Source organism: Nocardioides pocheonensis, from assembly GCF_003725535.1.
Taxonomy (GTDB): domain Bacteria; phylum Actinomycetota; class Actinomycetes; order Propionibacteriales; family Nocardioidaceae; genus Marmoricola; species Marmoricola pocheonensis.
Genome location: NZ_RJSF01000049.1, coordinates 45,628 through 70,373, shown reverse-complemented (window position 1 = coordinate 70,373; position 24,746 = coordinate 45,628). Strand labels below are relative to the sequence as shown.

Annotated in this window: 29 protein-coding genes and 1 riboswitch; of the genes, 5 read left to right on the top strand and 24 right to left on the bottom strand. The window is 72.5% G+C overall.

All coding sequences use genetic code 11. The annotated features are described in order from the left end of the window. Positions 1–82: 82 nt before the first annotated feature. From pheS to EFL26_RS23125, 9 genes are all read right to left on the bottom strand, one after another. The gene (gene pheS, locus EFL26_RS23160) at positions 83–1,219 is read right to left on the bottom strand and encodes a phenylalanine--tRNA ligase subunit alpha (RefSeq protein WP_123225298.1); all 1,137 of its coding nucleotides are present in this window, start codon (positions 1,217–1,219) and stop codon (positions 83–85) included. Between the two features lie 133 nt (positions 1,220–1,352). Continuing rightward, positions 1,353–2,387 (bottom strand): sensor histidine kinase, encoded by a 1,035-nt coding sequence (locus EFL26_RS23155; protein WP_221177123.1) that lies wholly within the window; start codon positions 2,385–2,387, stop codon positions 1,353–1,355. A 35-nt stretch (positions 2,388–2,422) separates the two neighbouring features. Continuing rightward, on the bottom strand, positions 2,423–2,563 hold the full coding sequence (locus EFL26_RS24420; RefSeq protein ID WP_183408343.1) for a hypothetical protein: 141 nt from the start codon (positions 2,561–2,563) through the stop codon (positions 2,423–2,425). A gap of 43 nt (positions 2,564–2,606) precedes the next feature. Continuing rightward, a complete protein-coding gene (locus EFL26_RS23150; RefSeq protein ID WP_123225297.1) occupies positions 2,607–2,795 on the bottom strand; it encodes a hypothetical protein in 189 nt (62 codons plus the stop codon). Next, positions 2,792–3,577 carry a TrmH family RNA methyltransferase gene (locus EFL26_RS23145; RefSeq protein ID WP_123225296.1) on the bottom strand — a complete coding sequence of 262 codons (786 nt, stop codon included), beginning with the start codon at positions 3,575–3,577 and terminating at the stop codon, positions 2,792–2,794. The genes EFL26_RS23150 and EFL26_RS23145 overlap by 4 nt, the downstream gene beginning before the upstream one ends. 8 nt (positions 3,578–3,585) lie before the next feature. Further along, positions 3,586–3,969 (bottom strand): 50S ribosomal protein L20, encoded by a 384-nt coding sequence (gene rplT / locus EFL26_RS23140; protein WP_123225295.1) that lies wholly within the window; start codon positions 3,967–3,969, stop codon positions 3,586–3,588. Positions 3,970–4,030: 61 nt separating this feature from the next. Further along, the gene (rpmI, locus tag EFL26_RS23135) at positions 4,031–4,225 is read right to left on the bottom strand and encodes a 50S ribosomal protein L35 (protein ID WP_123225294.1); all 195 of its coding nucleotides are present in this window, start codon (positions 4,223–4,225) and stop codon (positions 4,031–4,033) included. 100 nt (positions 4,226–4,325) lie between these two features. Then, positions 4,326–5,081: a translation initiation factor IF-3 gene (gene infC, locus EFL26_RS23130; protein WP_342773550.1), complete on the bottom strand. Its 756-nt coding sequence runs from the start codon at positions 5,079–5,081 to the stop codon at positions 4,326–4,328. A gap of 618 nt (positions 5,082–5,699) precedes the next feature. Beyond that, on the bottom strand, positions 5,700–6,212 hold the full coding sequence (locus EFL26_RS23125) for an SseB family protein (protein WP_123225293.1): 513 nt from the start codon (positions 6,210–6,212) through the stop codon (positions 5,700–5,702). A gap of 76 nt (positions 6,213–6,288) precedes the next feature. On the opposite strand from EFL26_RS23125, the gene EFL26_RS23120 reads away from it, so the two are divergent. The 3 genes from EFL26_RS23120 to EFL26_RS23110 are packed head-to-tail and all read left to right on the top strand — an operon-like array spanning position 6,289 to position 8,496. Then, positions 6,289–6,714 (top strand): cellulose synthase, encoded by a 426-nt coding sequence (locus EFL26_RS23120; RefSeq protein WP_123225292.1) that lies wholly within the window; start codon positions 6,289–6,291, stop codon positions 6,712–6,714. A gap of 2 nt (positions 6,715–6,716) precedes the next feature. Then, complete coding sequence (locus EFL26_RS23115; protein ID WP_123225291.1) at positions 6,717–7,943, top strand: amino acid deaminase/aldolase; 1,227 nt, start codon at positions 6,717–6,719, stop codon at positions 7,941–7,943. A gap of 7 nt (positions 7,944–7,950) precedes the next feature. Continuing rightward, positions 7,951–8,496 carry a nucleoside/nucleotide kinase family protein gene (locus tag EFL26_RS23110; RefSeq protein WP_123225290.1) on the top strand — a complete coding sequence of 182 codons (546 nt, stop codon included), beginning with the start codon at positions 7,951–7,953 and terminating at the stop codon, positions 8,494–8,496. A gap of 9 nt (positions 8,497–8,505) precedes the next feature. Here the strand turns inward: EFL26_RS23110 and EFL26_RS23105 are convergent, their stop codons facing one another. The 7 genes from EFL26_RS23105 to ribD are packed head-to-tail and all read right to left on the bottom strand — an operon-like array spanning position 8,506 to position 13,704. Then, entirely contained in the window at positions 8,506–8,964 is a 459-nt protein-coding gene (locus EFL26_RS23105) for a PH domain-containing protein (protein WP_246000356.1), read from the bottom strand. 13 nt (positions 8,965–8,977) lie between these two features. Beyond that, on the bottom strand, positions 8,978–9,880 hold the full coding sequence (gene hisG, locus EFL26_RS23100; protein ID WP_221177122.1) for an ATP phosphoribosyltransferase: 903 nt from the start codon (positions 9,878–9,880) through the stop codon (positions 8,978–8,980). A gap of 7 nt (positions 9,881–9,887) precedes the next feature. Next, positions 9,888–10,151, bottom strand: a complete 264-nt coding sequence (locus EFL26_RS23095; protein ID WP_123225288.1) for a phosphoribosyl-ATP diphosphatase — start codon at positions 10,149–10,151, stop codon at positions 9,888–9,890. A 4-nt stretch (positions 10,152–10,155) separates the two neighbouring features. Further along, entirely contained in the window at positions 10,156–10,647 is a 492-nt protein-coding gene (gene ribH / locus EFL26_RS23090; RefSeq protein WP_123225287.1) for a 6,7-dimethyl-8-ribityllumazine synthase, read from the bottom strand. Beyond that, a complete protein-coding gene (locus EFL26_RS23085; RefSeq protein WP_123225286.1) occupies positions 10,647–12,038 on the bottom strand; it encodes a bifunctional 3,4-dihydroxy-2-butanone-4-phosphate synthase/GTP cyclohydrolase II in 1,392 nt (463 codons plus the stop codon). Before EFL26_RS23085 ends, ribH begins: the two co-directional genes overlap by 1 nt. After that, entirely contained in the window at positions 12,035–12,622 is a 588-nt protein-coding gene (locus EFL26_RS23080; RefSeq protein ID WP_123225285.1) for a riboflavin synthase, read from the bottom strand. Before EFL26_RS23080 ends, EFL26_RS23085 begins: the two co-directional genes overlap by 4 nt. Further along, positions 12,622–13,704, bottom strand: a complete 1,083-nt coding sequence (ribD, locus tag EFL26_RS23075) for a bifunctional diaminohydroxyphosphoribosylaminopyrimidine deaminase/5-amino-6-(5-phosphoribosylamino)uracil reductase RibD (RefSeq protein WP_246000355.1) — start codon at positions 13,702–13,704, stop codon at positions 12,622–12,624. The genes EFL26_RS23080 and ribD overlap by 1 nt, the downstream gene beginning before the upstream one ends. 76 nt (positions 13,705–13,780) lie before the next feature. Then, a riboswitch (FMN riboswitch) is annotated at positions 13,781–13,911 on the bottom strand. A gap of 234 nt (positions 13,912–14,145) precedes the next feature. Between ribD and EFL26_RS23070 the strand changes: the two genes are divergently transcribed. Further along, positions 14,146–15,852, top strand: coding sequence for an alkaline phosphatase family protein (locus tag EFL26_RS23070; protein ID WP_123225284.1), 1,707 nt, complete (start codon positions 14,146–14,148; stop codon positions 15,850–15,852). A 162-nt stretch (positions 15,853–16,014) separates the two neighbouring features. Continuing rightward, positions 16,015–16,527: a Crp/Fnr family transcriptional regulator gene (locus EFL26_RS23065; protein WP_123225283.1), complete on the top strand. Its 513-nt coding sequence runs from the start codon at positions 16,015–16,017 to the stop codon at positions 16,525–16,527. On the opposite strand, the gene EFL26_RS23060 is transcribed toward EFL26_RS23065, so the two are convergent. From EFL26_RS23060 to metK, 8 genes are all read right to left on the bottom strand, one after another. Further along, a complete protein-coding gene (locus EFL26_RS23060; RefSeq protein ID WP_123225282.1) occupies positions 16,504–17,241 on the bottom strand; it encodes a metallophosphoesterase family protein in 738 nt (245 codons plus the stop codon). The two genes, EFL26_RS23065 and EFL26_RS23060, sit on opposite strands and share 24 nt — an antisense overlap. Before the next feature lie 68 nt (positions 17,242–17,309). Beyond that, a complete protein-coding gene (gene rpe, locus EFL26_RS23055; protein WP_123225281.1) occupies positions 17,310–17,978 on the bottom strand; it encodes a ribulose-phosphate 3-epimerase in 669 nt (222 codons plus the stop codon). A 13-nt stretch (positions 17,979–17,991) separates the two neighbouring features. After that, positions 17,992–19,323, bottom strand: a complete 1,332-nt coding sequence (locus EFL26_RS23050) for an RsmB/NOP family class I SAM-dependent RNA methyltransferase (RefSeq protein WP_123225280.1) — start codon at positions 19,321–19,323, stop codon at positions 17,992–17,994. After that, entirely contained in the window at positions 19,313–19,762 is a 450-nt protein-coding gene (locus EFL26_RS23045) for an MmcQ/YjbR family DNA-binding protein (RefSeq protein ID WP_123225279.1), read from the bottom strand. The genes EFL26_RS23050 and EFL26_RS23045 overlap by 11 nt, the downstream gene beginning before the upstream one ends. A 23-nt stretch (positions 19,763–19,785) precedes the next feature. Further along, positions 19,786–20,730 (bottom strand): methionyl-tRNA formyltransferase, encoded by a 945-nt coding sequence (fmt, locus tag EFL26_RS23040; protein ID WP_123225278.1) that lies wholly within the window; start codon positions 20,728–20,730, stop codon positions 19,786–19,788. Between the two features lie 10 nt (positions 20,731–20,740). Further along, positions 20,741–21,283 carry a peptide deformylase gene (gene def / locus EFL26_RS23035; RefSeq protein WP_123225277.1) on the bottom strand — a complete coding sequence of 181 codons (543 nt, stop codon included), beginning with the start codon at positions 21,281–21,283 and terminating at the stop codon, positions 20,741–20,743. An 82-nt stretch (positions 21,284–21,365) separates the two neighbouring features. Continuing rightward, on the bottom strand, positions 21,366–23,399 hold the full coding sequence (locus EFL26_RS23030; RefSeq protein WP_123225276.1) for a primosomal protein N': 2,034 nt from the start codon (positions 23,397–23,399) through the stop codon (positions 21,366–21,368). Between the two features lie 98 nt (positions 23,400–23,497). After that, the gene (metK, locus tag EFL26_RS23025) at positions 23,498–24,691 is read right to left on the bottom strand and encodes a methionine adenosyltransferase (RefSeq protein ID WP_123225413.1); all 1,194 of its coding nucleotides are present in this window, start codon (positions 24,689–24,691) and stop codon (positions 23,498–23,500) included. Positions 24,692–24,746 lie beyond the last annotated feature (55 nt).

The window sequence follows — 24,746 nt, the reverse complement described above, 5'->3', positions numbered from 1 at the left end:
CATCGGCGACTGACGACAACGAAGTCCAGGCGCCCGCGCGGCGTCGCGCAGCAGGCCATGGACGAGAGTGTCGCGGCCATGCTCAGATCTCCGTTCCGAAGGCGCGGCTGAAGCGGACGTCACCCTCGAAGAAGCTGCGCAGGTCCTCCACCCCGTGGCGGAACATCAGGGTGCGGTCGATGCCCATGCCGAAGGCGAACCCGGTGTAGCGGTCGGGGTCGACGCCGCACGCGACCAGCACGCTCGGGTTGACCACGCCGCAGCCACCCCACTCGATCCAGCCCTCGCCACGGCAGGTGCGGCAGGTGACGGACTGACCGGTGCCCCCGTCGGCGTCCGGTGCGGGCACCTCGCCGGTGCCCCGGCACACGAAGCAGACCAGGTCGACCTCGGCGCTCGGCTCGGTGAACGGGAAGTACGACGGCCGGAACCGGGTCGTGATGCCTTCGCCGAACACCGCCTGGGCGAAGTGGTCCAGCGAGCCCTTCAGGTGGGCCATGGTGATGCCCTCGTCGACCACGAGGCCCTCGACCTGGTGGAACATCGGGCTGTGCGTGGCGTCGTACTCGTCGGTGCGGAAGACGCGCCCCGGGCAGACCACGTAGATCGGTGGCTCACGTGTCAGCATCGTGCGCGCCTGCACCGGTGAGGTGTGGGTGCGGAGCACCACGTGGTTCTCGGCCGGCTCGGTCCAGAACGTGTCCTGCATCGTGCGTGCGGGGTGGTCGGCCCCGAGGTTGAGCGCGTCGAAGTTCAGCCACTCGGCCTCGACCAGCGGGCCCTCGGCGACCTCCCAGCCCATCGCGACGAAGATGTCGGCGATCCGGTCGGACATCATCGTGATCGGGTGCCGGGCTCCTCGCGGCATCCGGTCCCACGGCAGCGTGACGTCGACGGTCTCCTCGGCCAGCATGCGGTCCTCGGCCTCGGCCTCGAGCTCCTCCGACCGCGCCGCCAGGGCCTGGTTCACGGCGCCGCGGGCCTGGCCGACACGGAGGCCGGCCTCCTTGCGCGCCTGCGGGGGCAGCGCGCCGATCTCGCGGTTCGCCAGCCCGAGCGGCGAGCGGTCACCCGCGTGCTCGGTGCGCACCCGCTTGAGCTCGTCGAGGTCGGCCGCCGCGGCGATCGCGGCCAGGGCCGCGTCGCGCATCGCAAAGACCTGCTCCTCCCCGAGCGGGGTCACCTGCACGGGGTCGTAGGAGCTGTTCGGTCCGGACATGAGTGCCTCTCGTTGCGGTTGCGCGTGCGCCGGGTGGCGACATCGTGTCGCCTCGGTGCGACCTGGTGTCGCCTCGCGGCTGCAGTCTAGGAAGTCGCCGCGGTGGGCGACGAACCAGTTCCCGCGAACGCGGTCAGGAGCGACGATCCTGCGCCGGCCAGTCGATGACGATCCGGGCGCCGCCCGCCGGTGCGTCGAGAATGGCGAGCTCGCCGCCGTGGACCCTGACCAGGCCGTTGACGATGTACATGCCCAGGCCGGATCCGCCCCGCGTGCCGTGCTTCCAGAACTTCGTGAAGACCCGATCGCGCAGCGCCTCGGGGATCCCCTCCCCCTGGTCGTCGACCGTGATCCTCAGCCCCAGCGGGCCGGGCTCCGAGGTGAGCGTGACCTCGCCCTCACCGTGCCGGACCGCGTTGTCGACCAGGTTCGTGACCACCTGCACGAACTTGTCCGGGTCGGCAAAGGCAGCAGCGGACGGCGTCGCGTGGCGGATGGTGATCGTCCGGCTCGTGCCGGCACGCACGGACTCCGCGACCCGGTCCAGGACCGGGATCGCGTCGATCTCGCGGGGGTACAGCGGCAACCTCCCGGTGTCGATCCGGGCGACGTCGAGGAGCTCGGTGATCAGGCGCGAGAGCCGCTCCGCGTCGGTGCTCACCGTGGTGAGCATGAGCTTCTTCTGCTCGTCGTTGAGCCGGTCCCACTTGCTCAGCAGCGTCGTGACGAAGCCCTTCACGCCGGTGAGCGGGGAGCGCAGCTCGTGGGCCACGGTCGCCACGAGGTCGGAGCGGTCGCGGTCCAGCCGCGCGCGCCCGCGACCGCTGCGCAGCACGACGGCGACCCGCTCGACCGGCCCGTGGCGGCCGCTGCGGCCGATCCGCGCGGTGACCAGCACCTCGCTGCCGTCGGGCAGCAACCAGGACTGCTCCGGGATCCCCGTGCGACTGTCGAGCCCGCGGTAGGGCTGGTTCGACGAGTACCAGTCGCGGGCGTCCTGGTCCTGCAGCGCCAGGACGTCGGTCAGGGCTGCGCCGGGCACCGCCCCGTCGCCGAGCATCCGCCGAGCGGGCGCGTTGACCAGACGGACGACGGCCTCGGCATCGGCGATCACGACGCCGTCGGGCAGCGCGTCCCAGAGCTCCTGGTCGTGGTCGAGGTCGGGCACGTTCCGACCCTAGCGGCGCGAGGTCGGTCGACCGCTCAGCCGCCGGCCTCCAGCGCGTTGGCGGCGTCGCGGTTGATGCCCGCATCGGGGTCGGGCACCGGACGGGTGTCCACCTCGGCGACCATGTCCTCCGGCCGCACGGGCTCGGGGAGGTGCCGGTAGTCCTCGCTCTTCACGCCTCGAGCGTACGCCGCTGGGGCCGTGGCGCCGTGACTTCGCTCAGCCGCGTCGGCGTACGCCGGCGTAGGCCAGCGCCGCGCCCGCCAGGGCGAGCAGCGGCCCGAGGACCGCCCACAACGTCTTCCCGGTCATCGGGCTGCCGCCGAGCCAGCCGATCCCCTGCGCGGTCCACACGAGGCCGACCAGCACGAGCACCAGGCCGAGCGGAGTCAGCAGCGACGACCTCATCGGCCCATCCTCGTGGCCGCCGCTGCCGACGCATAGAGGCACACCGCCGCGGCGGTGGCGAGGTTGAGGCTCTCGGCCCGTCCGAGGATCGGGATCGCCACCCGGTGGTCGGCGAGCGCGGCCAGGTCGGCCGGCAGGCCCCAGGCCTCGTTGCCGAAGAGCCAGGCGACCTTGCCGGTGAGGAGCTCGTCGGCGTCGAAGAGGTCGACCTCACCGGCACCGTCGGCGGCGAGGACGCGGTAGCCGGCACCTTGGAGCCGGGCGACGACGCTCGCCGTGTCGCCGTCGATCGTGAGGCCCACGTGGAACAGCGAGCCCACCGTCGCCCGGACGGTCTTCTCGTTGTACGCGTCGACGCTGTTGCCGGCCAGCACGACCCCGGCGGCGGCCACCGCGTCGGCGGTGCGGATGATCGTGCCGGCGTTGCCGGGATCCCGTACGTCGGCGCACACCACGACCGGGCCGGAGCCACCGGTGAGCGCGCCGAGGTCCACGTCGAGGAAGCGGCACACCGCGACGAGTCCGGCGGGGGTCACGCTGTCGCTCAACGAGGCCAGCGCCCGGTCGTCGACCAGGGTCACGGGCGCGTCCGTGAGCAGCCCGGCGTACGCGCGGGCGGCGTCCGGGGTGGCGAAGACCTCGACCACTCGACCCGCCTCGAGGGCGCCCTCGACCGCCTTGGGGCCGTCGGCAAGGAAGAGCCGCCGCTCGGTACGAACCGAGCGGCGGCTGAGCTTCCGCGCTTCCTTGACCCGGCTGTTACCGACGGTCAGGGGAAGCATCAGGTCGGTCAGGCCGAGACCGGGGCGTTGACGTCCTCCGGCAGGGCGGCCTTGGCGACCTCGACGAGCGCCACGAACGCGGGCAGGTCGTTCACGGCCAGGTCGGCGAGGATCTTGCGGTCGACCTCGACGCCCGCCAGGCCGAGGCCCTGGATGAAGCGGTTGTAGGTCAGCCCGTTGGCGCGCGCGCCGGCGTTGATCCGCTGGATCCAGAGCTTGCGGAACTCGCCCTTCTTCTTGCGCCGGTCGTTGTAGCTGTAGACCAGCGAGTGGGTGACCTGCTCCTTGGCCTTGCGGTAGAGCCGCGAACGCTGACCCCGGTAGCCGGAGGCGCGCTCGAGGACGACCCGGCGCTTCTTCTGGGCGTTGACCGCCCGCTTGACGCGTGCCATGTGGTGTTACTCCTTGTTCAAGATCGGGTCCGGGGTCTCGACCACCGGAGGGATGCCAGGGTCAGAGACCGAGCAGCTTCTTCGCGCGGGGGACGTCGGCCTTGGCGACCTCGGTGGTGCCGGTCATGCGCCGCGTGACCTTGGAGGCCTTCTTCTCCAGGTTGTGGCGCTTGCCCGCCTTCTCGCGCAGGATCTTGCCCGATCCCGTCACCCGGAAGCGCTTGCCGGCTCCGGAGTGCGACTTGTTCTTCGGCATCAGTTTCTCTTTCTCACGTCGGTGCTTCTCTGTCGGCGGTCGTGGTGCTCGGTGCTGTCACCCGGGGCTCCTGCTCCGGGCACCTCACCCACCGTGTCGGTCAGGCTTCGATCTCGGGATCGAGGTTCTCCGAACGCTTGCGTTCCTTCTTCGGGGCGGCCGGTCCGGTGTGGGCGGCGCGCTGCTCGGCGCGCTCGGCCTCACGCTCGGCCTGGAGCGCGGCGGCCTGCTCCTCCTTGGCCGCCTTCACCTCCGCCTTGGCCTCGGCCTTCTTCTTGTGCGGGCCGATGACCATGGTCATGTTGCGGCCGTCCTGCTTCGGGGAGGACTCCACGAAACCGAGCTCGGTGACGTCCTCCGCGAGCTTCTGCAGCAGCCGGAACCCGAGCTCGGGGCGGTGCTGCTCACGACCGCGGAACATGATGGTGATCTTGACCTTGTCGCCCTGGCGGAGGAACCGCACGACGTGACCCTTCTTGGTCTCGTAGTCGTGCTGGTCGATCTTCGGCCGGAGCTTCATCTCCTTGATCACCGTGTTGGTCTGGTTGCGTCGAGCCTCACGGGCCTTCTGGGCGTTCTCGTACTTGAACTTCCCGTAGTCCATGAGCTTGCAGACCGGCGGGCGGCCCTGGGGGGCGATCTCGACGAGGTCGAGGTCGGCTTCCTGGGCCAGCTTGAGGGCCTGGTCGGTCGGCACGATGCCGACGGTCTCGCCGTTGGGGCCAACGAGTCGGACCTCGGGAACCCGAATCCGGTCGTTGATGCGCAGCTCGGTGCTGATGTGTCCTCCTGGGTCGGAACTCTCGGTCTGACCGTTGAGGACCCCGGTGAATGCAAAGAGGGCCCCCGCCGACACGCGGAAGCCCCTGATGCAACGCCACGACGCGTACGCCGTGCCGCTGGACCGGACCCGACGACCTGGTGTCCCTGACGGATCAGGGGCGGTGCGGTCGGTGCGGGTGGGAGGAGGCCTCCACTTGTCGGACCGAGCACCCGGGAATCTCACCCGGCCACCCGATCGGTCGTTCACAAGGGTACAGGCTCCGAGCGCTCAGGTCACATCGGCGGGCGCGCGTGGGTTCCGCGGCTCGCCGGCGTGGTTCCTGAGCCTCCGAAGGCTTGCACCTCAGCCAACGATGGTTGAGGTGCGGTTGCGCAGCAACCGCCTCGAAACCCGGTGAGTCGATGGTTGAGGTGCGGTTGCGCAGCAGCCGCCTCGAAACCCGGTGAGCCAGGTCGCCAAGGGTGGTTTCGAGGCTCCCTGGCGCTCGCACCTCAACCACCCGGGGGCCTGCGCCCCAACCACCCGATGGTTGAGGTGCGATTGCGCAGCAACCGCCTCGAAACCCGGTGAGCCAGGTCGCCAAGGGTGGTTTCGAGGCTCGCTGACGCTCGCACCTCAACCACCGGCGTGAGCCCGAGAGGTTTCGCGGCTCGCCGGCGTGGCTCCTGAGCCTGCCGAAGGGCTCGCAGCTCAACCACCGAGCGGGCGGGTCCAGCCCCAGCCGCCCTCGACCGGCCGGAGCACGAGCCCGTCGGCGAGGTCGTGGAGGTCCTGGCCCTCGATCGGGAAGAGCGCGGGGCCGGTGATGTCGACGACGACCGCGGCCGCGTCGTCGTGCAGCGCCGAGCGTGCCGCCTCCCGCGCCGGCACCGCCACGGGCCGGGCCTCGGGGTTCCAGGCGCGCATCGTGTCGACGGAGGTGAAGGCGAGCAGCGCCGTGCGGCCGTCGCGGCCGGTGACCAGCACCGCGGCCATCTCGCTCGACTTGTCGCGGGCGCGTCCGTCGTCGTCGTGCTCGACCTCGGTGAGGACGGCGACGACCGGCACGAGGAGACGCGCGTCCTGGAGTGCAGCGAGGGCGGCCCGGTGGCCCGCCGCGGGGTCGGCGTCGTACGCCGCGAGCGCGGCCGCGACCTCGGGGTCGGCGCTGCCGTCGTCGTCGGGAAAGGCCGGCTCCTGGAGGGAAGCGCCGTGGAAGCTCATCGGCCCATCCTCTCAGGCGGCCGTCCCCCCAGAGCGTCGCGGTGGACCTGTGCCCGGGGCTCCGTAGGCTGGACCCATGACCTACGACTCCGCCGCGTGGGGTGCCCTGGCGTTCGCGCTCTCCGTCCTGCTCGGCGTGGTCACGTTCTTCCGCTGGCGCGCCCGAGGGCTGGCCGCGGGGCTGCGTGGCTCTGCCTGGACGATCCTCCCCGTGGCCGCGTGGCTGACCGGCGTGCTCGAGCTGGCCTTCGACATCGGCGACAGCGTGGGGCGCTGGGCGCTGCACCTCGTCTTCAGCCCCGTGGTCTGGCTGGGCATCGTGCTCGTCGGCGTCTCGGTGGTGCTGTTCGGGGCCTCGGCGGTGCTGGGGGGCCGCGGCGGCCGCGAGGTCGACGCGAAGGGCACTCCCGCGGTGGTCGACCGGCGCCGTTCCGGTCCTCCGGCGATCGACGAGGACCTCGGCGACATCGAGGCGATCCTGCGCAAGCACGGGATCTCCTGAGCATGGAGGAACGTCCCGCCGAGCGCCACCGGCTGGCCCGCCGGCTCACCGATGCGGTCGCGGGCCTGGAGGACCCGGCGACGCCGCTCGTCGTCGTCGACCTCGAGGCCTTCGACGCGAACGCGGCGGACCTCGCGCGACGTGCCGCCGGTACGCCGATCCGGGTCGCGTCGAAGTCGTTGCGCGTCCCGGCGCTGCTCGAGCGGGCCCTCGCCCGTGACGGCTTCTCCGGCGTGCTCGCCTACGCACTGCGCGAGGCGCTCTGGCTCTGCGACCAGGAGATCAGCGACGACGTCGTCCTCGGCTACCCCTCCGTCGACCGAGGCGCCCTGCGCCGGCTGCTCGGCGACGAGCGGGCGCTGGCCACCGTGACCCTCATGGTCGACGACCCGGTGCACCTGGACCTGGTCGACGAGCAACGGCGCGGCTTGGGACGGTCGGCCGACCGTCCGGTCCGGGTCGCGATCGACGTCGACGCCGGCCTCCGTCTGGGCCGCTCGCACGTCGGGCCGAAGCGGTCACCGCTGCACGACCCGGCCGAGGTGCTCCGGTTCGCCCGGCACGTGGTCGACCGTCCCGGTTTCGCGCTGGTCGGGGTGATGACCTACGAGGGCCAGGTCGCCGGAGTGCCGGACGACGTACCGGGTCAGCGGGCGAAGTCGATGGTGGTGCGCCGGCTGAAGTCGGCCTCGATGACCCAGCTCGCCGACCGCCGCGGCGCGATCGCCCGCGCGCTGAGCGAGGTGGTCGACCTGGAGTTCTGGAACGGCGGGGGCTCGGGCAGCGTCGAGGCGACCGCCGCCGACGCCGCCGTCACCGAGGTCGCCGCCGGCTCGGGCCTGCTGGTGCCGACGCTGTTCGACCACTACGAGAGCTTCGACCCGCGACCCGCGGCGTTCTACGGGCTCCCCGTCGTGCGCCGGCCCGCGGACGGGATCGTGACGGTCGCGGGCGGCGGGTTCGTCGCGAGCGGTCCGACCGGCAAGGACCGGGCGCCGACCCCGTGGGCGCCGCCGGGCCTGCACCTCACCGGGCTCGAGGGCGCCGGCGAGGTCCAGACCCCGCTGACCGGGCCGGGAGTGCCCGAGCTCTCCATCGGCGACTGGGTGTGGTTCCGGCACGCCAAGTCGGGCGAGCTCGCCGAGCACACGAACGTCGTGCACCTGGTCTCGGACGACCGAGTGGTGGAGACCGTCCCGACCTACCGCGGCCTCGGCTGCGCCTGGTGATCGCTCGGTGACCGGTCGTGCGGCCGAGGTCCTCGCGCTGGCCCGGTCGCGCCCGCCGACCCTGGGCGCCGGGCGCCTGGTCGCCGTCGACGGCCCCGCCGGCTCGGGGAAGACCACCCTGGCCGCCGAGGTCGGCTCGCTCGCGGGTGCTCCGGTGCTCCATCTCGACGACCTCTACCCCGGCTGGGGCGGCCTGCCGGAGGTCGACCCGATGGTGCTGGGGGTGCTCGAGCCCCTGGCGGCGGGACGGCGCGGACGCTACCGCCGCTACGACTGGTGCGCCGGGGCGTACGCCGAGGCCCGCGAGGTCGAGCCCGTGCCGCTGCTCGTGCTCGAGGGCGTGGGCGCCGGCAACCGCGCGTGGGCGCCCCTGATCACGACCCTGGTCTGGGTCGAGGCAGCGCCGGACCTCCGGCAGGCCCGTGCGCTGGCCCGGGACGGCGACGCCCTGCGCGACCACTGGGACGCGTGGACCCGCGACGAGGCGCGTCTGTTCGCGGAGCAGGACACCCGGGCACGCGCCGACCTCGTCGTGCGCACCGACGCGGACTGAACCTCGCGCTCAGTCGTCGCGGTCGGTCGGCGTCTGCGCCGCCACGAGAGCGCGCAGCTCACGGACCGCGCGCACGGCCCGGTCGCCGTCGGACCCCTGGATCGCGAACAGGGCGATCGACGTGCCGTCGGAGAGGTCGAGGCCGGCCCACGGGGCTCCGCGGCGCAGGTTGACCGACAGCACCTGCGACCACTCGAGCACCCGGCGGCTGTAGCCGTTCACGACCGTCACGCCGGACGCGTCCGCGGTGACGCGGGACCGCACCAGGGCGTACCAGCCGACGAAGGCGAGCACGCCGAGCCCGACCAGCGTCGAACGCTGCAGCAGCGTGAACCGCGAGCGCACCTCGGCGCCCCACGCGATCCACACCGCGACGACCAGCACCAGGAGCAGTCCTCCGAGCACGGTGCCGACCAGGCGGGCGCCGTACGGGCGCCAAGTGTGCGGGAGCGTGGGCTGGTCGGGCACGGACGCGGCCACCTCAGAGCCGGCAGGCGTGGATGTCGGTGAGCAGGATCGCCCGGGCGCCGATGCCGTAGAGATCGTCCATCAGCCGCTGTGCCCCCGCGCTCGGGACCATCGAGCGCACCGCGACCCAGCCCTCGCGATGAAGCGGCGAGACCGTGGGGCTCTCGAGGCCGGGCGTCAGGGCGACCGCCTCCTCGACGCGGTCGGCGGGGATGTCGTAGTCCATCATCAGGTAGGACCGCGCCACCAGGACGCCGTCGAGACGGCGCTTGAACACCTCGAAGCTGTCGGGCTCGTCGGCCCCGCTGCGCGTGATCAGCACGGCCTCGGACTCCAGCAGCACGTCGCCGATGATCTCCAGGCCCGCCTGCTTGAGGGTGCTGCCGGTCTCGACGACGTCGGCGATCACGTCGGCGACGCCGAGCTGGATGCTCGTCTCGACGGCTCCGTCGAGGCGGACGACGGACGCGTCGATGCCGTGCTCCTCGAGGTGGCGGCGCACCAGCCCGACGTACGAGGTCGCGATCCGCTTGCCGGCGAGGTCACCGAGCGAGCCGAGAACCCCCGGACGGGCGGCGAACCGGAAGCTGGACCGGCCGAACCCGAGGCTCATCACCTCCTCGGCCTTGGCCCCCGAGTCGAGCAGGAGGTCGCGTCCGGTGATGCCGATGTCGAGGGTGCCCTCGCCGACGTACAGGGCGATGTCACGAGGGCGCAGGTAGAAGAACTCCACGCCGTTGGCGGCGTCGAGGAGGGCGAGCTCCTTGGAGTCCGAGCGTTGCCGGTAGCCGGCCTCGCGGAGCATCTCCGAGGCCGAGGTGGCGAGCGAGCCCTTGTTGGGCAGCGCGATCCGGAGCAGCCGGCCGTTGCCGTTGGTGGCGGCCGGCCCGGAGGTGGGGTCTGGGGTGGAAGGCATGGGGGTCCTAGAGGTGTGCGTAGACGTCGTCGAGGGTGATTCCGGCGGCGAGCATCAGCACCTGCGTGTGGTAGAGCAGCTGGCTGATCTCCTCGGCCGCCCGGTCATGGCCCTCGTGCTCGGCGGCCATCCAGGACTCGGCGGCCTCCTCGACCACCTTCTTGCCGATCGCGTGCACGCCGGCGTCGAGCGCCTGCACCGTGCCGGAGCCCGCCGGGCGCGTCTCAGCCTTCTCGCTGAGCTCTTGCCACAGCTCCTCGAACGTCTTCACGCGCCTAGCCTAGATGTTCGCGACGCCTGATCCGCTTCAAGGTCACTGCGGTGAGAAGCGCCGCGCTGGTCGCCTCGTAGCCCTTGTCCTCGCTGGATCCCTCGAGGCCGGCCCGGTCGAGGGCCTGCTGCTCGTTGTCGCAGGTGAGCAGCCCGAAGCCGATCGCGATGTTGTGGTCCAGGGCGACCCGGGCCAGTCCGTCCGTGGCGGCCGAGGAGACGTACTCGAAGTGCGGGGTGCCGCCGCGGATGATCACGCCCAGGGCGATCACCGCGTCGAAGCCCTGGGCGGCCAGGGCGCTCGCGACGACCGGGAGCTCGAACGAGCCGGGCACGCGCACCACGACGGGCGACTCGACCTGGTGCCGCCGCAGGGCGTCGAGGGCCCCGTCGAGCAGGCCGGTCATCACGCGCTCGTGCCAGCTCGCCGCGACGACGGCGACGCGCAGGTCGTGGCAGTCGAAGGGCCGGTCCTGGGGGCTGCCGTCTCCGCTCATCAGCTCGCTCCTCGCGTCGGGGTGGTTTCGGCAGGCTCAACCACCGGGGGCTGGTCGACCACCGGGGGCTGGTCGACCACCGGGGCGTGGTCGGTTTCGGCAGGCTCAACCAACAAGGGCTCGTGCGTCGACGCCAGGTCGGGCAGGTCGTGGCCCATCCGGTCGCGCTTGGTGCGCAGGTAGGTCAGGTTGTGGTCGTTGGGCCGGGGCGTCAGCGGGACCCGCTCGGCGACCGGGATGCCGTAGGACTCCAGGCTGGAGGTCTTGTCGGGGTTGTTCGTCAGCAGCCGCACCGTGTCGATGCCGAGGTCCCGCAGGATCTGGGTCGCGGCGCCGTAGTGGCGGGCGTCGGCCGGGAGGCCGAGGTCGAGGTTCGCGTCGACGGTGTCGCGTCCGCCGTCCTGGAGCTGGTAGGCCTGCAGCTTCGCCAGCAGCCCGATCCCGCGGCCCTCGTGCCCGCGCAGGTAGATCACCACCCCGCGGCCCTCCTCCGCGATCCGCTCCAGCGCCTCCTCGAGCTGCGGGCCGCAGTCGCAGCGCGCGGAGCCGAACACGTCTCCGGTGAGGCACTCGCTGTGCACCCGGGTGAGCACCGGCTCCCCCGGCAGGTCGGCCGGGTCGCCGTACACGAGGGCGATGTGCTCGGAGTCGTCGACCGTGATCCGGTAGCCGAACGCGGTGAAGTCGCCGTACTTGGTCGGGAGCCGGGTCTCGGCCACCCGCTCGACGTGGGTCTCGGTCCGGCGCCGGTGGTGGACCATCTGCTCGATCGAGATCAGCTTGAGGCCGTGCTCGTCGGCGAACTCGCGCAGCTCGGGCCCGCGCTTCATCGTGCCGTCGTCGTTGACGACCTCGACCAGGACGCCGGCCGGCGTGAGGCCGGCCATGCGGGCCAGGTCGACGGCCGCCTCGGTGTGCCCACGCCGGACCAGCACGCCGCCCTCGCGGTAGCGCAGCGGGAACACGTGCCCGGGCCGGGTGATCTCCCAGGGTTCGGTCGCGGAGTCGGCCAGCACGCGGGCGGTGTGCGCGCGGTCGGCGGCCGAGATGCCCGTCGACACGCCGTCGCGGGCGTCGACGGAGATCGTGTACGCCGTCCGCAGCCGGTCCTTGTTGTGCGGTGTCATCAACGGGATCTCGAGGCGGTCGAGCATCTCGGCCGGCATCGGGACGCAGATCACGCCGCTGGAGTGGCGGATGGTGAACGCCATCAGCTCGGGGGTCGCCTTCGAGGCCGCGAAGATGATGTCGCCCTCGTTCTCGCGGTCCTCGTCGTCGACCACCACGACGGCCTTGCCGGCCGCGATGTCCGCGATCGCCTCCTCGACGCTGTCCAGCGGGATGCCGGCGCGATGGGGAGTGCTGGTGGGGTCAGTGAGGGGGTCGGTCATCGGGTCACCATCTTCTCGACGTACTTGGCGATGACGTCGACCTCGAGGTTCACGACGTCACCGGGCTGCTTGAAGCCCAGCGTGGTGCGGGCCAGGGTCTCGGGGATCAGGCTCACGGTGAACGAGTCGGCGCGGACCTCCACGACGGTCAGCGAGATCCCGTCGACGGTGATCGAGCCCTTGTCGACGAGGTAGCGGTTCAGCTCGACGGGCAGCGAGATCTCCACGACCTCCCAGTGCTCGCTCGGCGTGCGGCTGACGATCGTGCCGGTCCCGTCCACGTGTCCCTGGACGATGTGGCCGCCCAGCCGGGTCGTCGGGGTCACCGCGCGCTCCAGGTTGACCGGCGCGCCGACGCGGAGAGCACCCAGCGAGGTGTGGGCGAGGGTCTGCAGCATGACGTCCGCGGTGAACACGCCCTTCTCCTTGGTCACCACGGTGAGGCACACGCCGTTGACCGCGATCGAGTCGCCCGCGCGGGCGTCACGGGCGACCTCGGGGCCCTTCACGGAGAGGCGGACCGCCTCGTTGAGCGGCTCGATGTGTGCCACTTGGCCGAGCTCCTCGACGATTCCGGTGAACATCAGGCTGTCTCCTCGTTGCGGTGGTGGCGGTCCGGGTCCGCCTGGATCGGCCTCATCGTGAGGCGCACGTTGGTCTCGGGCCCGTTGCCGAGCGGGGTCACGTCGGTGATCTGCAGGTGCAACGCGTCGCCGATCGTGGTGATGCCCAGGTCGCCGACGGCGGCGGCCCCGGCCCCCAGCAGCATCGGCGCGACGTAGGCGACCACCTCGTCGACCAGCCCGGCCCGCAGGAAGGCCGCGGCCAGGGTCGGCCCGCCCTCGAGGAACACGTGCCGCTTGCCGAGCGAGAACAGCTCCGCGAGCGCCGCCCGGGGGTCGTGCGTGCGCAGTCGCACGGTCTCGGCCCGGTCGTTGAAGACGCGCTTGTCCTCGGGGAGCTCACGCAGGCCCACCACGGCTCGCAGTGGTTGGTGGGCGAGCGGCAGGTCGTACTCGTCGCGCACCGTGAGCTCGGGGTCGTCGATCGCGACGGTGGAGGAGCCCACCATCATCACGTCGCACTGCCCGCGCAGCCGGTGGGTGTCGACCCGCGCCGGTCGCGAGCTCACCCAGCGGCTGCTGCCGTCGGTGGCAGCACTGCGGCCGTCGAGGGTCGTGGCGAACTTCCAGGTGACGAACGGGCGACCGTGCTCGAGGGCGAACGTCCAGGCCCGGTTCAGCTGCCGGGCCTCTCGCTCGAGGAGACCCATCTCCACCGCGATCCCCGCGGCACGCAGAGCCTCGGCTCCCCCGGCGGCCACCGGGTTGGGGTCCGGCTGGGCGAACACGACGCGGGCCACGCCCGCCTTGATCAGCGCCTCGGCGCACGGCCCGGTCCGGCCGGTGTGGTTGCAGGGCTCGAGCGTGACGACGGCCGTCGTACCGCGTGCGGCCTCACCGGCCTCCGCGAGCGCGGCGGCCTCGGCGTGCGGCGTACCGGCTCCCCGGTGGAAGCCCTCGGCCACCTCCGAGCCGTCGGCCGCCAGGAGCACGCAGCCGACCCGCGGGTTCGGTCCGAGCGGTACGCCGGGAGACGCCGCCAGCTCGAGGGCGCGACGCATCGCCCGCTCGACCGCGCTCGCGGGGACCTGGGTGGTCGTCATGCGCCTCTCTCTCCTCCGGGCCGCGGGCTCGGGGAGGGGGCGCAGGGGTCGCGGGCGTCAACGGCTCGCGACAGCCGCGCGTGCTGCTTCCCATCCGGACTTTCACCGTCGGTCCAGGATTTCCACCTGGTCAACCGATCGCTGGCTGCGAACGGGTCGCGGACTGTCACCGCCGGCTCGGAATTACACCGATCCCAGAGCACGCGAGTCTTCACTCGTGGGACAAGCCTGCCACATCGGGGACCGACGGCCCACGTTGCGCCGGTCACATGGGCGCGCCAAGCCTCGACCACGTACCCAGAAGCCGAGTCGTTGACCCCTACGCGGGCCCGGGCGCATCCTGAGGCTTCGGCCGTCACTCGCCCAACGGCCCTCGGGCTCCGGGGTCACGCTGTCCGGGCGGCGCCCGCGTCATTCATCCGACAGGGCAGGAGAACCAGCATGTCTGGGAAGGTTCGCACCATCATCCTCGTGACGATCGCCGCCCTGGCGCTCGTCGTCGTCCCGACTGCGCAGGGCACTGGAGCGCAGGCGGCCCGCAAGAAGCCGACCATCGGCGGCTACAAGCACCTGGTCGTGATCTTCGAGGAGAACCACAGCTTCGACAACCTGTACGGCGGCTGGGGCCGGGTGGGCGCCCAGACGGTGAACGGGCTGCACAAGCCCAAGGCTCGGAGGAGCCAGGTCGACCAGGCCGGCCACCCGATCACCTGTCTGCTGCAGAACGACGCGAACCTCGTCACGACCTCGCAGACGGTCACGTGGCTCGACGGCACGACCCACCCCGGGGCGCTGACGCCACGCTGCTCGGGAACGACCGCCCGAGGGGTCGCCTTCGACAGCCACTTCACCTCGAGCAAGCCGTTCAGGATCCCCACCTACATCAAGCCGGCCGACCGGACCTGTGCTCCGCCGACGGTGTTCGCCGCCAACGGCGTGCAGAAGGGCGACCCCCAGGGCCTGCCCGGTGGGTGCACCCGCGACCTCGTGCACCGCTTCTACCAGGAGCAGTACCAGCTCGACCACGGCCGGCAGGACCGTTACGCGACCGGCAGTGACGCCGTCGGTCTCACCGTGGGCCGCTACCGCACCAGGAAGCTGCCGGTCTACCGGTACCTGCACTCCCGGAAGGGGCCGAACTACGTGGTGGCGGACCACTTCTTCCAGGGCGCCTTCGGGGGATCGTTCCTCAACCACCAGTACCTCGTCGCCGCGCAGCCGCCCCAGTGGGACACCAGCCAGCTCGCGATCCCTGCGGGCAAGAACAGCGTCCTCGACGCCGCCGGCTTCCCCAACAAGAACTACCCCCTCTACAACCCTGACCCCGCCGTCGCCTACAACGACGCCGTGCTCACCCAGTCGTGCGGTCTGCCGACCACGGTGAGCGGCTTCGCCTGCGGCAACTACGCGGTCAACACCATGCAGCCGTCGTGGGCGCCGAGCGGGGGCGGCTCGAACGTGCTCCCGGGCATCAACGACGTCGACCCGACGAAGCCCTTCTACGAGACCAACATCGGCGACGAGATGTCGGCCAAGCACATCTCGTGGAACTGGTACGCCGGCGGTTGGGACGCAGCAGCGGCTGGCCACCCTGACCCGTTGTTCCAGTACCACCACCAGCCTTTGAACTACTTCCAGAACTACGCGCCGGGCATGCCCGGACGGGCCCACCTGAAGGACGAGACCGCGTTCTTCGCGGCAGCACACGCCGGGACGTTGCCGAAGGTGTCGTTCGTCAAGCCGATCGGCGAGGAGAACGAGCACCCCGGCTACGCGAGCACCCACAGCGGCGAGAGGCACCTGGTCCGGCTGATCAAGGCGGCCCTGAGGGGCCCTGACGGCAAGGACACCCTGGTCGTGGTCACCTACGACGAGTTCGGCGGCCAGCGCGACCACATGGCGCCTCCCGGACAGGGCAGCCACGCGGGCGTCGCCCCGGCCGACCAGTTCGGGCCCGGCACCAGGATCCCGGCGCTGATCATCGGCGGTCGCTTCAGCCACTCGGGGGTCGACCACGGCTGGCACGACACGACGTCGATCCTCGCCACCATCGAGCGGGCCTACGGCCTGGCGCCGCTCTCCACCCGCGATGCGCGGGTGAGCACGTTGAGGAGCGCGCTCATGATCGGCCGGCGCGGGCACAGCTGATCGGCACGAGCCAGCCCCCTCGGTACGCCGACGACGCCCGGTCCCGACCGGGCGTCGTCGGGTCCGGGATCCCGCCGTACGTCGAGAACGCCCGGACCGGACGCGCCGGCTCGCCCGCGGTCGAGGTGAGAGAATGAGCCCCCGCGGAGCCTGGGAGGGCCCATGACCGATCTGCTCGCGCTCTCGGCCCGGCTGCCGCTGCTCGAGATCGCGCCGTCCGAGACCCTCATCGACGAAGGCAGCCGCACGACGAGGATGTACGTGCTGCAGGAGGGCGTCGTGGTGATCGAGCACGACGGACTGCCGTTCGCGCGCGTCGACACACCGGGCGCGGTGTTCGGGGAGATGGCCGCGGTGCTGGACAAGCCGGCGACCGCGACCGTGCGGGCCGTCGGCGACGTCCGCGTGCGCGTCGTCGAGGATCCCACGGCGTTCCTCACGCGCGAGCCGGGCGCAGCTCTCGCCGTTCTGCGCACCACGGCCTCGCGCCTGGACGGACTCACGCAGTACCTGGTCGACGTCAAGCAGCAGTTCGCCGGCGAGGAGGGGCACCTCGGCATGGTCGACCGGATCCTCGACCACCTGGTGCACCACCAGGGGCCGGCCGCGCGCACCGGGTCGGCGCGCGACCCTGAGGGCGACCACGACCACTCAGCCGAGGCTCACGGTCTCTGACTCGAACACCCCGAACCAGTGCGCGGTCGCCGTCGCGGTGTCGACGGTGATGTGGGGCGGGACCTTGCCGATCTGCTTCCCGGCGTTGAAGACCCAGGTCCTGCCGAGCCTCGCGTGCCAGGTGCCGCCGTCGATCCAGGGCGCCTGGTGGATGTGACCGCAGAAGACCAGGTCGGGCTCCAGCTCCTCGATCCAGGCGGTGAGCTGCTCGTCGGGGAAGGTGCGTCGGCCGTCGTTGCACAGCGCCGTCCCGGCGGGGGGCGCGTGGTAGAGCCACACCCACCGCGCGGGTCGGTCCACCGCCGCAGCGCGCAGCTGGGCGCCCACCTCGTCACGGGTGACCGGCCCGTCCCACCAGGGGCAGACCGTGAACCGCGTGTCCTCCAGGTCGACGCTGGTCCCGTCGACGTGGAGTCGCTCGTGGTCGGAGCTGCTGAGCCAGCCGGCCACCTGCTCGCCGTGCGTGCCCGGCCCGTCCAGGTCGTGGTTGCCGGACGCCGCGAACACCGGGCCGGTGTCCGCGAGCCGGCGCAGGTAGGTCCGCAGGACGACGGTCTGGACCTCGTGCGGCACCGGGCTCACCACGTCGGCGAGGTCGCCCGCGAGCGCGACCACGTCGACGTCCGCGGCGGCCCCGACCAGCCAGTCGTAGTGCGGCAACCGGTAGTGCAGGTCCGAGGCCACCAGGATCCGCATGCGCACATGCTGCTGCATGCGCGACTTCTGGCCCCGAGGCCGGCTCCGCTGGACTAGCCCATGAGGGCGCGACGCCGGTGCGTGGTTCAGCCGTGCGGCGTGGCTCCGGCGGCGAGCTTGCGCAGCTGCTGGACCATGGCATCCGGGTCGTCGGCGGAGAACACCGCCGACCCGGCGACGAAGACGTCGGCACCGGCCTCGGCGCAGCGCTCGATCGTCTCCGGGGACACCCCGCCGTCGACCTGCAGCCAGACCTCGAGGCCCGCGGCGGAGATCAGCTCGCGGGTGCGGCGGATCTTCGGCAGCACCAGGTCGAGGAACTTCTGCCCGCCGAACCCGGGCTCGACCGTCATCAGGAGCACCATGTCGAGCTCGCCGAGGACATCGGCGTACTGGTCGATTCCGGTGGCCGGCTTGAGCGCCATCGAGGCGCGCGCTCCCTTCGCCCGCAGCTCCCGGGCCAGCCGGACGGGCGCCTTGGCGGCCTCGACGTGGAACGTGACGGAGCCGGCACCCGCCTCGGCGTACGCCGGCGCCCACCGGTCGGGGTCCTCGATCATGAGGTGCGCGTCGAGCGGCAGGTCGGTCGCCCGCGCGAGGGACTCGAAGACCGGCAGCCCGAGGGTCAGGTTGGGGACGAAGTGGTTGTCCATCACGTCGATGTGCACCCAGTCGGAGCTGGGGATCCGCGCGACCTCGTCGGCAAGGCGGGACAGGTCGGCGTTGAGGACGCTCGGCGTGATCTGGATTCCCATGGCGCGCCTGATCCTAGTGGGCGGTCGCGTCCGACTCGCCGGTCCGGCGCAGGACTGCGACGAACATCGCGTCGGTGCCGTGGCGGTGCGGCCAGAGCTGCACGGCCCCGTCGAGGTGCGCCGACTCGGCGTCGTCGACCTCGGGGAGCAGGGCGGTCGCCGGCTCCAGTCGTACGTCGGCGCGCTCGCCGAGCACCCTGGACACCACGCCGGCGGTCTCCTCCACGACCGGGGAACACGTCGCGTAGACGACCACTCCCCCGGGCCGGGTCGACTCGATCGCCGCGTCCAGCAGCGCTGCCTGGAGCGTGACGAGGTCGCCGATGTCCGACGGCTCGCGACGCCAGCGGCTCTCCGGCCGGCGTCGCAGCGCGCCGAGCCCCGTGCACGGCGCGTCGACCAGGGACCGGTCGAACGCGGCCGCAGGCCACGCGGGCCGGGTGCCGTCACCGGCCACCACGCCCAGCAGCCCCGCCGTCGCCGCGCGGGTGGCCTGGGCCACCAGCCGGGCGCGGTGCGGCTGGCGCTCGTTGGCGAGGACCCGCGCCCCCTGCTGCACGGCGAGGGCCGCGAGCAGAGCGGTCTTTCCACCCGGCCCGGCGCAGAGGTCGAGCCAGCGCCGGTCGTTGCCCTCGACCGAGGCGCGAGCCAGCACGAGCGCGACCAGCTGCGAGCCCGCGTCCTGCACGCCGGCCCGTCCCTCGCGCACCGCTGCCAGCGCGCCGGGATCGCCCCCGGCCAGCGCCACGGCGTACGGCGAGACCGCCAGCGGGGTGCCGCCGAGCTCGTCGCGCGTGGCCAGCCCCGGACGAGCCACCAGGGTGACCGCCGGACGCTCGTTGTCCGCGCGCAGCAGCGCCTCCAGCTCGTCCGGTCGCGCCAGGGCCCGCTCCAGCGCGCTGACCACCCAGGCCGGGTGGGAGAACCGCTCCGCGACCGGGTGCCCGGCCAGCCACTCCTCCAGGCTTCGGCCGGCGGCCTTGCGGAGCACCGCGTTGACGAGCCCCGCGGGCCGATGACCGATCCGCTTCTTGACCAGGTCGACGGTGGTGCCGACTGCGGCGTGGCTCGGCACGCGCATGGCCAGCAGCTGGTGCACCCCCAGCCGGAGGGCGTCGCGCACCGGCTCGTCCAGCCGTCGGTCGACCAGCTGGTCGATGACCGCGTCGTAGGCACCCCGCATCCGCAGCGTGCCGCCGACCAGCTCGGTGGCCAGGGCGGCGTCACGACCCGAGACGCGGCGCTCTCGGAGGAGGCGGGAGAGCTCGATGTTGGCGTAGGCGTCCGCGTCCGCGACCGCGCGGAGCACGTCGAAGGCGACCAGGCGGGCAGGGTCAGTCGGCACGGGCGCCGGTTCCCGGGACTCCGAGGTGTCGCTTGACCAGGCTCTTCGGCGCGCACGCCCGCCAGGCGTCGGTGATCACCTCGGCGAGCTCGTCGCGGGAGACCTCGCCGAGCCGGGACAGCTGCACCAGCACGGCGTTGTAGCCCTGGAAGTGCGGGATCGTGAAGAACGGGCCGTCCGCCTCGACGAGGGCCAGCTTGTCGTCCTCGTTGGCGGTGCGGATCACCAGCAGGTCGTCGTACGGCTCGCCGGTCGCCGGGTCGACGGCGGTGTGGTGGGGCTTGCGGTAGAGCAGGAAGCCACGGCCCTTGTCCTGCCCGTCGCGGACCCGGTGCGGGACCAGCCAGGTCGGGACGTCGCCCCAGCTCGTGCCGAACCAGGTCTCCGGGAGGGCGCGGCAGATCTCGTCGACGTCCTCGGGGCGGGCCGGCCGGCTCATGGGCGCGAGGCTACCGCCGGCACTCACGCCTCGTCGTCGCCGAGCCGGGCACCCGACTCGACCCGGACGCCGCGCGCCCAGTCCGCCGCCGCCATCGCCTTCTTGCCGAACGCCTTGACCTCCCCGAGCCGCACCGGCAGCGTGCCGGTGCCGACGTGGACGGCGTTCTTGGTGACCGCGAGGGTGCCCGGGGGCAGCGGGTCGGCGTCCCAGGTGTCGACCAGGGTGACCGGGCCGAGCTTCATCCGCTCGCCGGCGTACGTCGTCCACGCGCCGGGCGCCGGGGTGCACGCGCGGATCCGGCGGTCGACCCCGAGAGCCGGGTCCTCCCAGTCGACGCGCGCGTCCTCGACGCGCACCTTGGGTGCGTAGCTGACGCCGTCCTCCTGCTGGGGACGGGCCTCGAGCGAGCCGTCCTCGATGCCGTCGAGGGTCGCGACCAGGAGGCCGGCGCCACCCTCGGCGAGCTTGGCCAGCAGGGTGCCGGCCGTGTCGTCGGGGCGGACCGTCTGCGTCATCAGCCCGTACGTCGGGCCGGCGTCGAGCTCCTTGACGATCCGGAACGTGGTCGCGCCGGTGACCTCGTCACCCGCCCAGATCGCGTGCTGGACCGGCGCCGCACCGCGCCAGTGCGGGAGCACCGAGAAGTGCAGGTTGACCCAGCCGTGCTCGGGGATCCCGAGGACCGACTCCGGGAGGAGCGCTCCGTAGGCGACGACCGGGCAGCACGCGGGCTCCAGCGCGGCCAGCGCGCTCTGGAAGTCGGCGTCCCGGGGATGGTCGGGCTTGAGCACGGGCACACCGAGCTCCTCGGCCCGCACGGCCACCGGCGACGCGACCAGGTGGCGGCCGCGACCGGCCGGCGCGTCCGGTCGGGTGACCACCCCGACCAGGTCGTGCCGGCTCTCGGCGATCGCGTCGAGAGCGGGCAGGGCGACCTCGGGAGTCCCTGCGAAGACCACACGCATCGAGTGCCTCCTAGAGCCCGAGGCCGCCGGTGGCGTGCGGCGAGATCCGGACCTGCGTGTCGGTGCCGAACCACTCGGCCTCCCGGATCGCCTTCATCGCCGCTCGACGGGCCTCCCGGTCGAGCCGGTCGATGAAGAGGATCCCGTCGAGGTGGTCGGTCTCGTGCTGGATCGCGCGGGCGAGCAGGTCGGACCCCTCGATCACCAGGGGCTCGCCGTGCATGTCGAAGCCGTGGGCCACCACCGACTGGGCGCGGACGCAGTCCATCGAGAGGCCGGGCAGGGACAGGCAGCCCTCGGGGCCGTCCTGGGTCTGCTCGGACAGCCGGAGCTCGGGGTTGACCAGGTGGCCGACCTGACCCTCGACGTACCAGGTGAAGACGCGCAGGCCGACACCGATCTGCGGCGCGGCGAGCCCGGCACCGGGTGCGTCGAGCATGGTGTCGGTCAGGTCGGCGACGAGCGTGCGCAGCTCCTTGTCGAAGTCGGTCACCGGTGCCGCAGCGGTGCGCAGCACCGGGTCACCGAACAGCCGGATCGGCCTGATGGACAACGCGTCTCCTCCGGAGGTCGAACGTGGCTCGGTCGCGCGGGCAACATGCAGTGGACGAGCCTAGTCGAGACCGGCTCGGGCCTCACCCGAGGCTGACCGGGTCGACCTCGACCCTGAGGTGGGGCTGCTTGCGGGCCGAGCGCTGTGCCTGCAGGCGCACCAGGGCGGCCGAGAGCGCGGGCCCGGACGCGCGCGGCACGCGGACGACGTACCGGACGGCGTCCTCGTCCGGGCTGCGGTCGGGCACCGGACCGAGCACCTCGGCCCCGGCCGGCAGCACCAGTGCGGCGAGAGCACCCTCGAGCTCGGCGGGGTCGCCGGCGAGCGTGGCGACCCGGGACGCCGGCGGCAGGTGGGCGCTGCGTCGCTCCTGGATCTCCCGGTCCGCGAACCCCGAGTGGTCCCAGCGGACCAGCGCCTGGAGCGCCGGGTGGGCCGGGTCGCCCACGGCCAGGACCCGTCCCGGCGACGAACCGGAGCCGACCAGCGCCGCCGCATTGCTCCAGCGCCGCAGCGCCTCCTCGCTCGCGCGCAGGTCGGACCGCGCGAGCAGCAGCCACGTGTCGAGGAGCACCGCGGCGGCGTACCCACCCGGGGCGATCGGCTCCGCGCCCGGCGTGGCCACCACGATGGCGGGCTTGGCGGGCACGTCGGCGAGGACCCGGTCGCCGGAGGAGACCCGCACCGGCACCGAGGGGAACGCCCGACCCAGCTCTTCGGCGGTGCGGCGCTCACCCACGACGGGGGCGCGCAGTCCGCGCGCGCCGCAGGCGCGGCAGCTCCAGTCGACGGCGACCGTCCCGCACCAGGCGCACTCCGGAGGACGGCGGGCGTCGGTGATCCGCAGCGGCCCGTGGCACACGCCGCACTCGGCCGGCGTGCGGCACCGCTCGCAGGCCAGCCGCGTGGCGTAGCCGGCCCGGGGCGTCTGGACCAGGACCGGACCGATCGCGAGTCCGGCACGGATGGTCTCGAACGCCTCCTTGGGCAGGCGGGCCGCCCGCGCCGCCGGGTCGCGGGCGAGGTCGAAGTCGGAGTCGCCGGTGATGCCGACGCTGATCCGGCGGCGCAGGTCCTCGCGCGGCAGGGTGATCTCCTCCGCCCAGCGGCTGTGCAGGAGGTACTCCGCCTCGACGCTCCGGGCGTGGCTCCCGAGCAGGGCTGCCGTCTGCCCGAGCTGGGCCCGCAGGAGCAGGACCTCACGCGCGTGGGGGTAGGGCGCGCGCGGCTCGGCGTACAGGTCGTCGCCGTCGTCCCAGATCGCCACCAGTCCGAGATCGTGCACGGGGGCGAACGCGGCCGCCCGGGTGCCGATCACGATCCGGGCCGCTCCGCGGGAGATCGCCATGAACGCGGCATAGCGCTTGGCCGGTCCGGCGTCGGCGGTCAGCACGACGTGGGCGCTTCCGCCGAGGCGGTCGCGCAGCGCCGCGTCGAGCCGGTCGACGTCGCGGCGGTCCGGCAGGCACACCAGGGCGCCGCGACCGGCGCTCGCCGTCGCCAGCGCCGCCTCGGCCAGCAGCGTGGTCCAGTCGTCGCCCGGAGCGGCCTGCCAGACCGCGCGGGCCGCCTCGCCGCGAGCGAGCGCCTCGAGGTAGGCCGCTCCCCCGGCGTACGCCGACCAGAGCGCGGGCCGGACGTGGATCGACGGCACGGGGAACGCCGCGCTCGGGGCCTTCTCGGTCGCCGCGTGCCGGGCCGGCACGGCGAGCCGGAGCACGTCGGACCGCGCGCCGGCGTAACGGGCGGCCACCTCGCCCACGAGGGTCGCGATCTCGGGGCTCAGCACCGGCTCGGCGCTGACCACCCGCCGCAGCGGTTGCAGACGCCCGGGGTGGTCGGACTCCGCGGCCCGGGCCAGCACGAAGCCGTCGACGTCCTGGCCGGCGAACCGCACCTTCACCCGCGCACCCGCCACGGCGGTCTCCGCCATCGTCGCCGGCACGGCGTAGTCGAAGGGGCGGTCGAGGTGCGCGAGCGGGACGTCGACGAGCACCTGCGCGACCGGGTCGACCTCGGCCAGCGCCTGCGGCTTCTTCTCCGCAGGCGGCTTCGCCTTGCGCGCCTCGGCACGGACCATCCCGGGCAGCGAGAGCTGCGGCTCAGGATCGGTCATGCAGCCCCTTTCTCCAGGGCACAGTCAAGCATTGAGCCCTCCCGACCTCTGACGAGGCCGGGAGGGCTCAGACGCGTGCGATGCGCAGGAGCTTGCCGTCAGATGCCGGCAACCTTCTTCAGCTGCTCGGCGCGGTCGGTGCGCTCCCAGGTGAACTCGGGGAGCTCGCGGCCGAAGTGGCCGTACGCCGAGGTCTTGGCGTAGATCGGCCGCTTCAGGTCGAGGTCGCGGATGATCGCGGCCGGGCGGAGGTCGAACACCTCGAGCACGGCCTTCTGGATGGTCTCGTCGGAGACCACGCCGGTGCCGAAGGTCTCGATGAACACGCCGACCGGGGCGGCCTTGCCGATCGCGTAGGCGACCTGCGCCTCGCAGCGGCGGGCGAGGCCCGCGGCCACGACGTTCTTGGCCACCCAGCGCATCGCGTACGCCGCCGAACGGTCCACCTTCGACGGGTCCTTGCCGGAGAAGGCACCGCCGCCGTGGCGGGCCATGCCACCGTAGGTGTCGACGATGATCTTGCGACCCGTGAGGCCGGCGTCGCCCATCGGGCCGCCGACGACGAACGTGCCGGTCGGGTTGACCAGCAGGCGGTAGCCGTCGGACGGGATGTCGAACGTGGCCAGCACCGGGTCGACGACGTGCTGCTTCACGTCGGCCTCGAGCTGGTCGAGCCCGACCTCCTCGGCGTGCTGGCTGGAGAGCACGACCGTGTCGATCTTCACCGGGCGGTCCTGCTCGTCGTACTCGATGGTGACCTGGGTCTTGCCGTCGGGACGCAGGTAGGGCAGCGTGCCGTTCTTGCGCACCTCGGTCAGCTTCTCGGCCAGCCGGTGGGCGATCGTGATCGGCAGCGGCATCAGCTCGGGGGTGTCGTCGCAGGCGTAGCCGAACATCAGGCCCTGGTCGCCGGCGCCCTGGCTGTCGAGCTCGTCACCCGAACCACCGACGCGGGCCTCGTGACCCCGGTCGACGCCCTGCGCGATGTCGGGCGACTGGGTGCCGATCGCGAGCTGGACGCCGCAGGAGTGTCCGTCGAAGCCCTTCACCGAGGAGTCGTAGCCGATCTCCAGGATCTTGTTGCGCACCAGCTGGGCGATCGGCGCGTAGGTCTTGGTGGTCACCTCTCCGGCGACGACGACCAGGCCCGTGGTGAGCATCGTCTCGCAGGCGACCCGGCTGTCCGGGTCGTCGGTGAGCAGCGCGTCGAGCACGGTGTCGCTGATCGCGTCCGCAATCTTGTCGGGGTGACCCTCGGTCACCGACTCGGAGGTGAACAGACGTCCAGTCACTTCGATCTCCTGCATCTTCCCTGGCCGGATCTCGGCCAGTCGGGTAGGGGCTACA

Bases quoted from the DNA above. Each gene is read 5' to 3' on its own strand.
- EFL26_RS23115 (WP_123225291.1), top strand. From the start codon at position 6,717: ATGGAGGAACGTCCCGCCGAGCGCCACCGGCTGGCCCGCCGGCTCACC.
- EFL26_RS23080 (WP_123225285.1), bottom strand. From the start codon at position 12,622: ATGTTCACCGGAATCGTCGAGGAGCTCGGCCAAGTGGCACACATCGAG.
- EFL26_RS23085 (WP_123225286.1), bottom strand. From the start codon at position 12,038: ATGACCGACCCCCTCACTGACCCCACCAGCACTCCCCATCGCGCCGGC.
- EFL26_RS23065 (WP_123225283.1), top strand. From the start codon at position 16,015: ATGACCGATCTGCTCGCGCTCTCGGCCCGGCTGCCGCTGCTCGAGATC.
- EFL26_RS23150 (WP_123225297.1), bottom strand. From the start codon at position 2,795: ATGAGGTCGTCGCTGCTGACTCCGCTCGGCCTGGTGCTCGTGCTGGTC.
- EFL26_RS23060 (WP_123225282.1), bottom strand. From the start codon at position 17,241: ATGCAGCAGCATGTGCGCATGCGGATCCTGGTGGCCTCGGACCTGCAC.
- hisG (WP_221177122.1), bottom strand. From the start codon at position 9,880: ATGCCTTCCACCCCAGACCCCACCTCCGGGCCGGCCGCCACCAACGGC.
- EFL26_RS23030 (WP_123225276.1), bottom strand. From the start codon at position 23,399: ATGACCGATCCTGAGCCGCAGCTCTCGCTGCCCGGGATGGTCCGTGCC.
- rpmI (WP_123225294.1), bottom strand. From the start codon at position 4,225: ATGCCGAAGAACAAGTCGCACTCCGGAGCCGGCAAGCGCTTCCGGGTG.
- EFL26_RS23145 (WP_123225296.1), bottom strand. From the start codon at position 3,577: ATGCTTCCCCTGACCGTCGGTAACAGCCGGGTCAAGGAAGCGCGGAAG.
- EFL26_RS23120 (WP_123225292.1), top strand. From the start codon at position 6,289: ATGACCTACGACTCCGCCGCGTGGGGTGCCCTGGCGTTCGCGCTCTCC.
- fmt (WP_123225278.1), bottom strand. From the start codon at position 20,730: ATGCGTGTGGTCTTCGCAGGGACTCCCGAGGTCGCCCTGCCCGCTCTC.
- rpe (WP_123225281.1), bottom strand. From the start codon at position 17,978: ATGGGAATCCAGATCACGCCGAGCGTCCTCAACGCCGACCTGTCCCGC.
- EFL26_RS23045 (WP_123225279.1), bottom strand. From the start codon at position 19,762: ATGAGCCGGCCGGCCCGCCCCGAGGACGTCGACGAGATCTGCCGCGCC.
- rplT (WP_123225295.1), bottom strand. From the start codon at position 3,969: ATGGCACGCGTCAAGCGGGCGGTCAACGCCCAGAAGAAGCGCCGGGTC.
- pheS (WP_123225298.1), bottom strand. From the start codon at position 1,219: ATGTCCGGACCGAACAGCTCCTACGACCCCGTGCAGGTGACCCCGCTC.
- EFL26_RS23070 (WP_123225284.1), top strand. From the start codon at position 14,146: ATGTCTGGGAAGGTTCGCACCATCATCCTCGTGACGATCGCCGCCCTG.
- EFL26_RS23125 (WP_123225293.1), bottom strand. From the start codon at position 6,212: ATGAGCTTCCACGGCGCTTCCCTCCAGGAGCCGGCCTTTCCCGACGAC.
- ribH (WP_123225287.1), bottom strand. From the start codon at position 10,647: ATGAGCGGAGACGGCAGCCCCCAGGACCGGCCCTTCGACTGCCACGAC.
- ribD (WP_246000355.1), bottom strand. From the start codon at position 13,704: ATGACGACCACCCAGGTCCCCGCGAGCGCGGTCGAGCGGGCGATGCGT.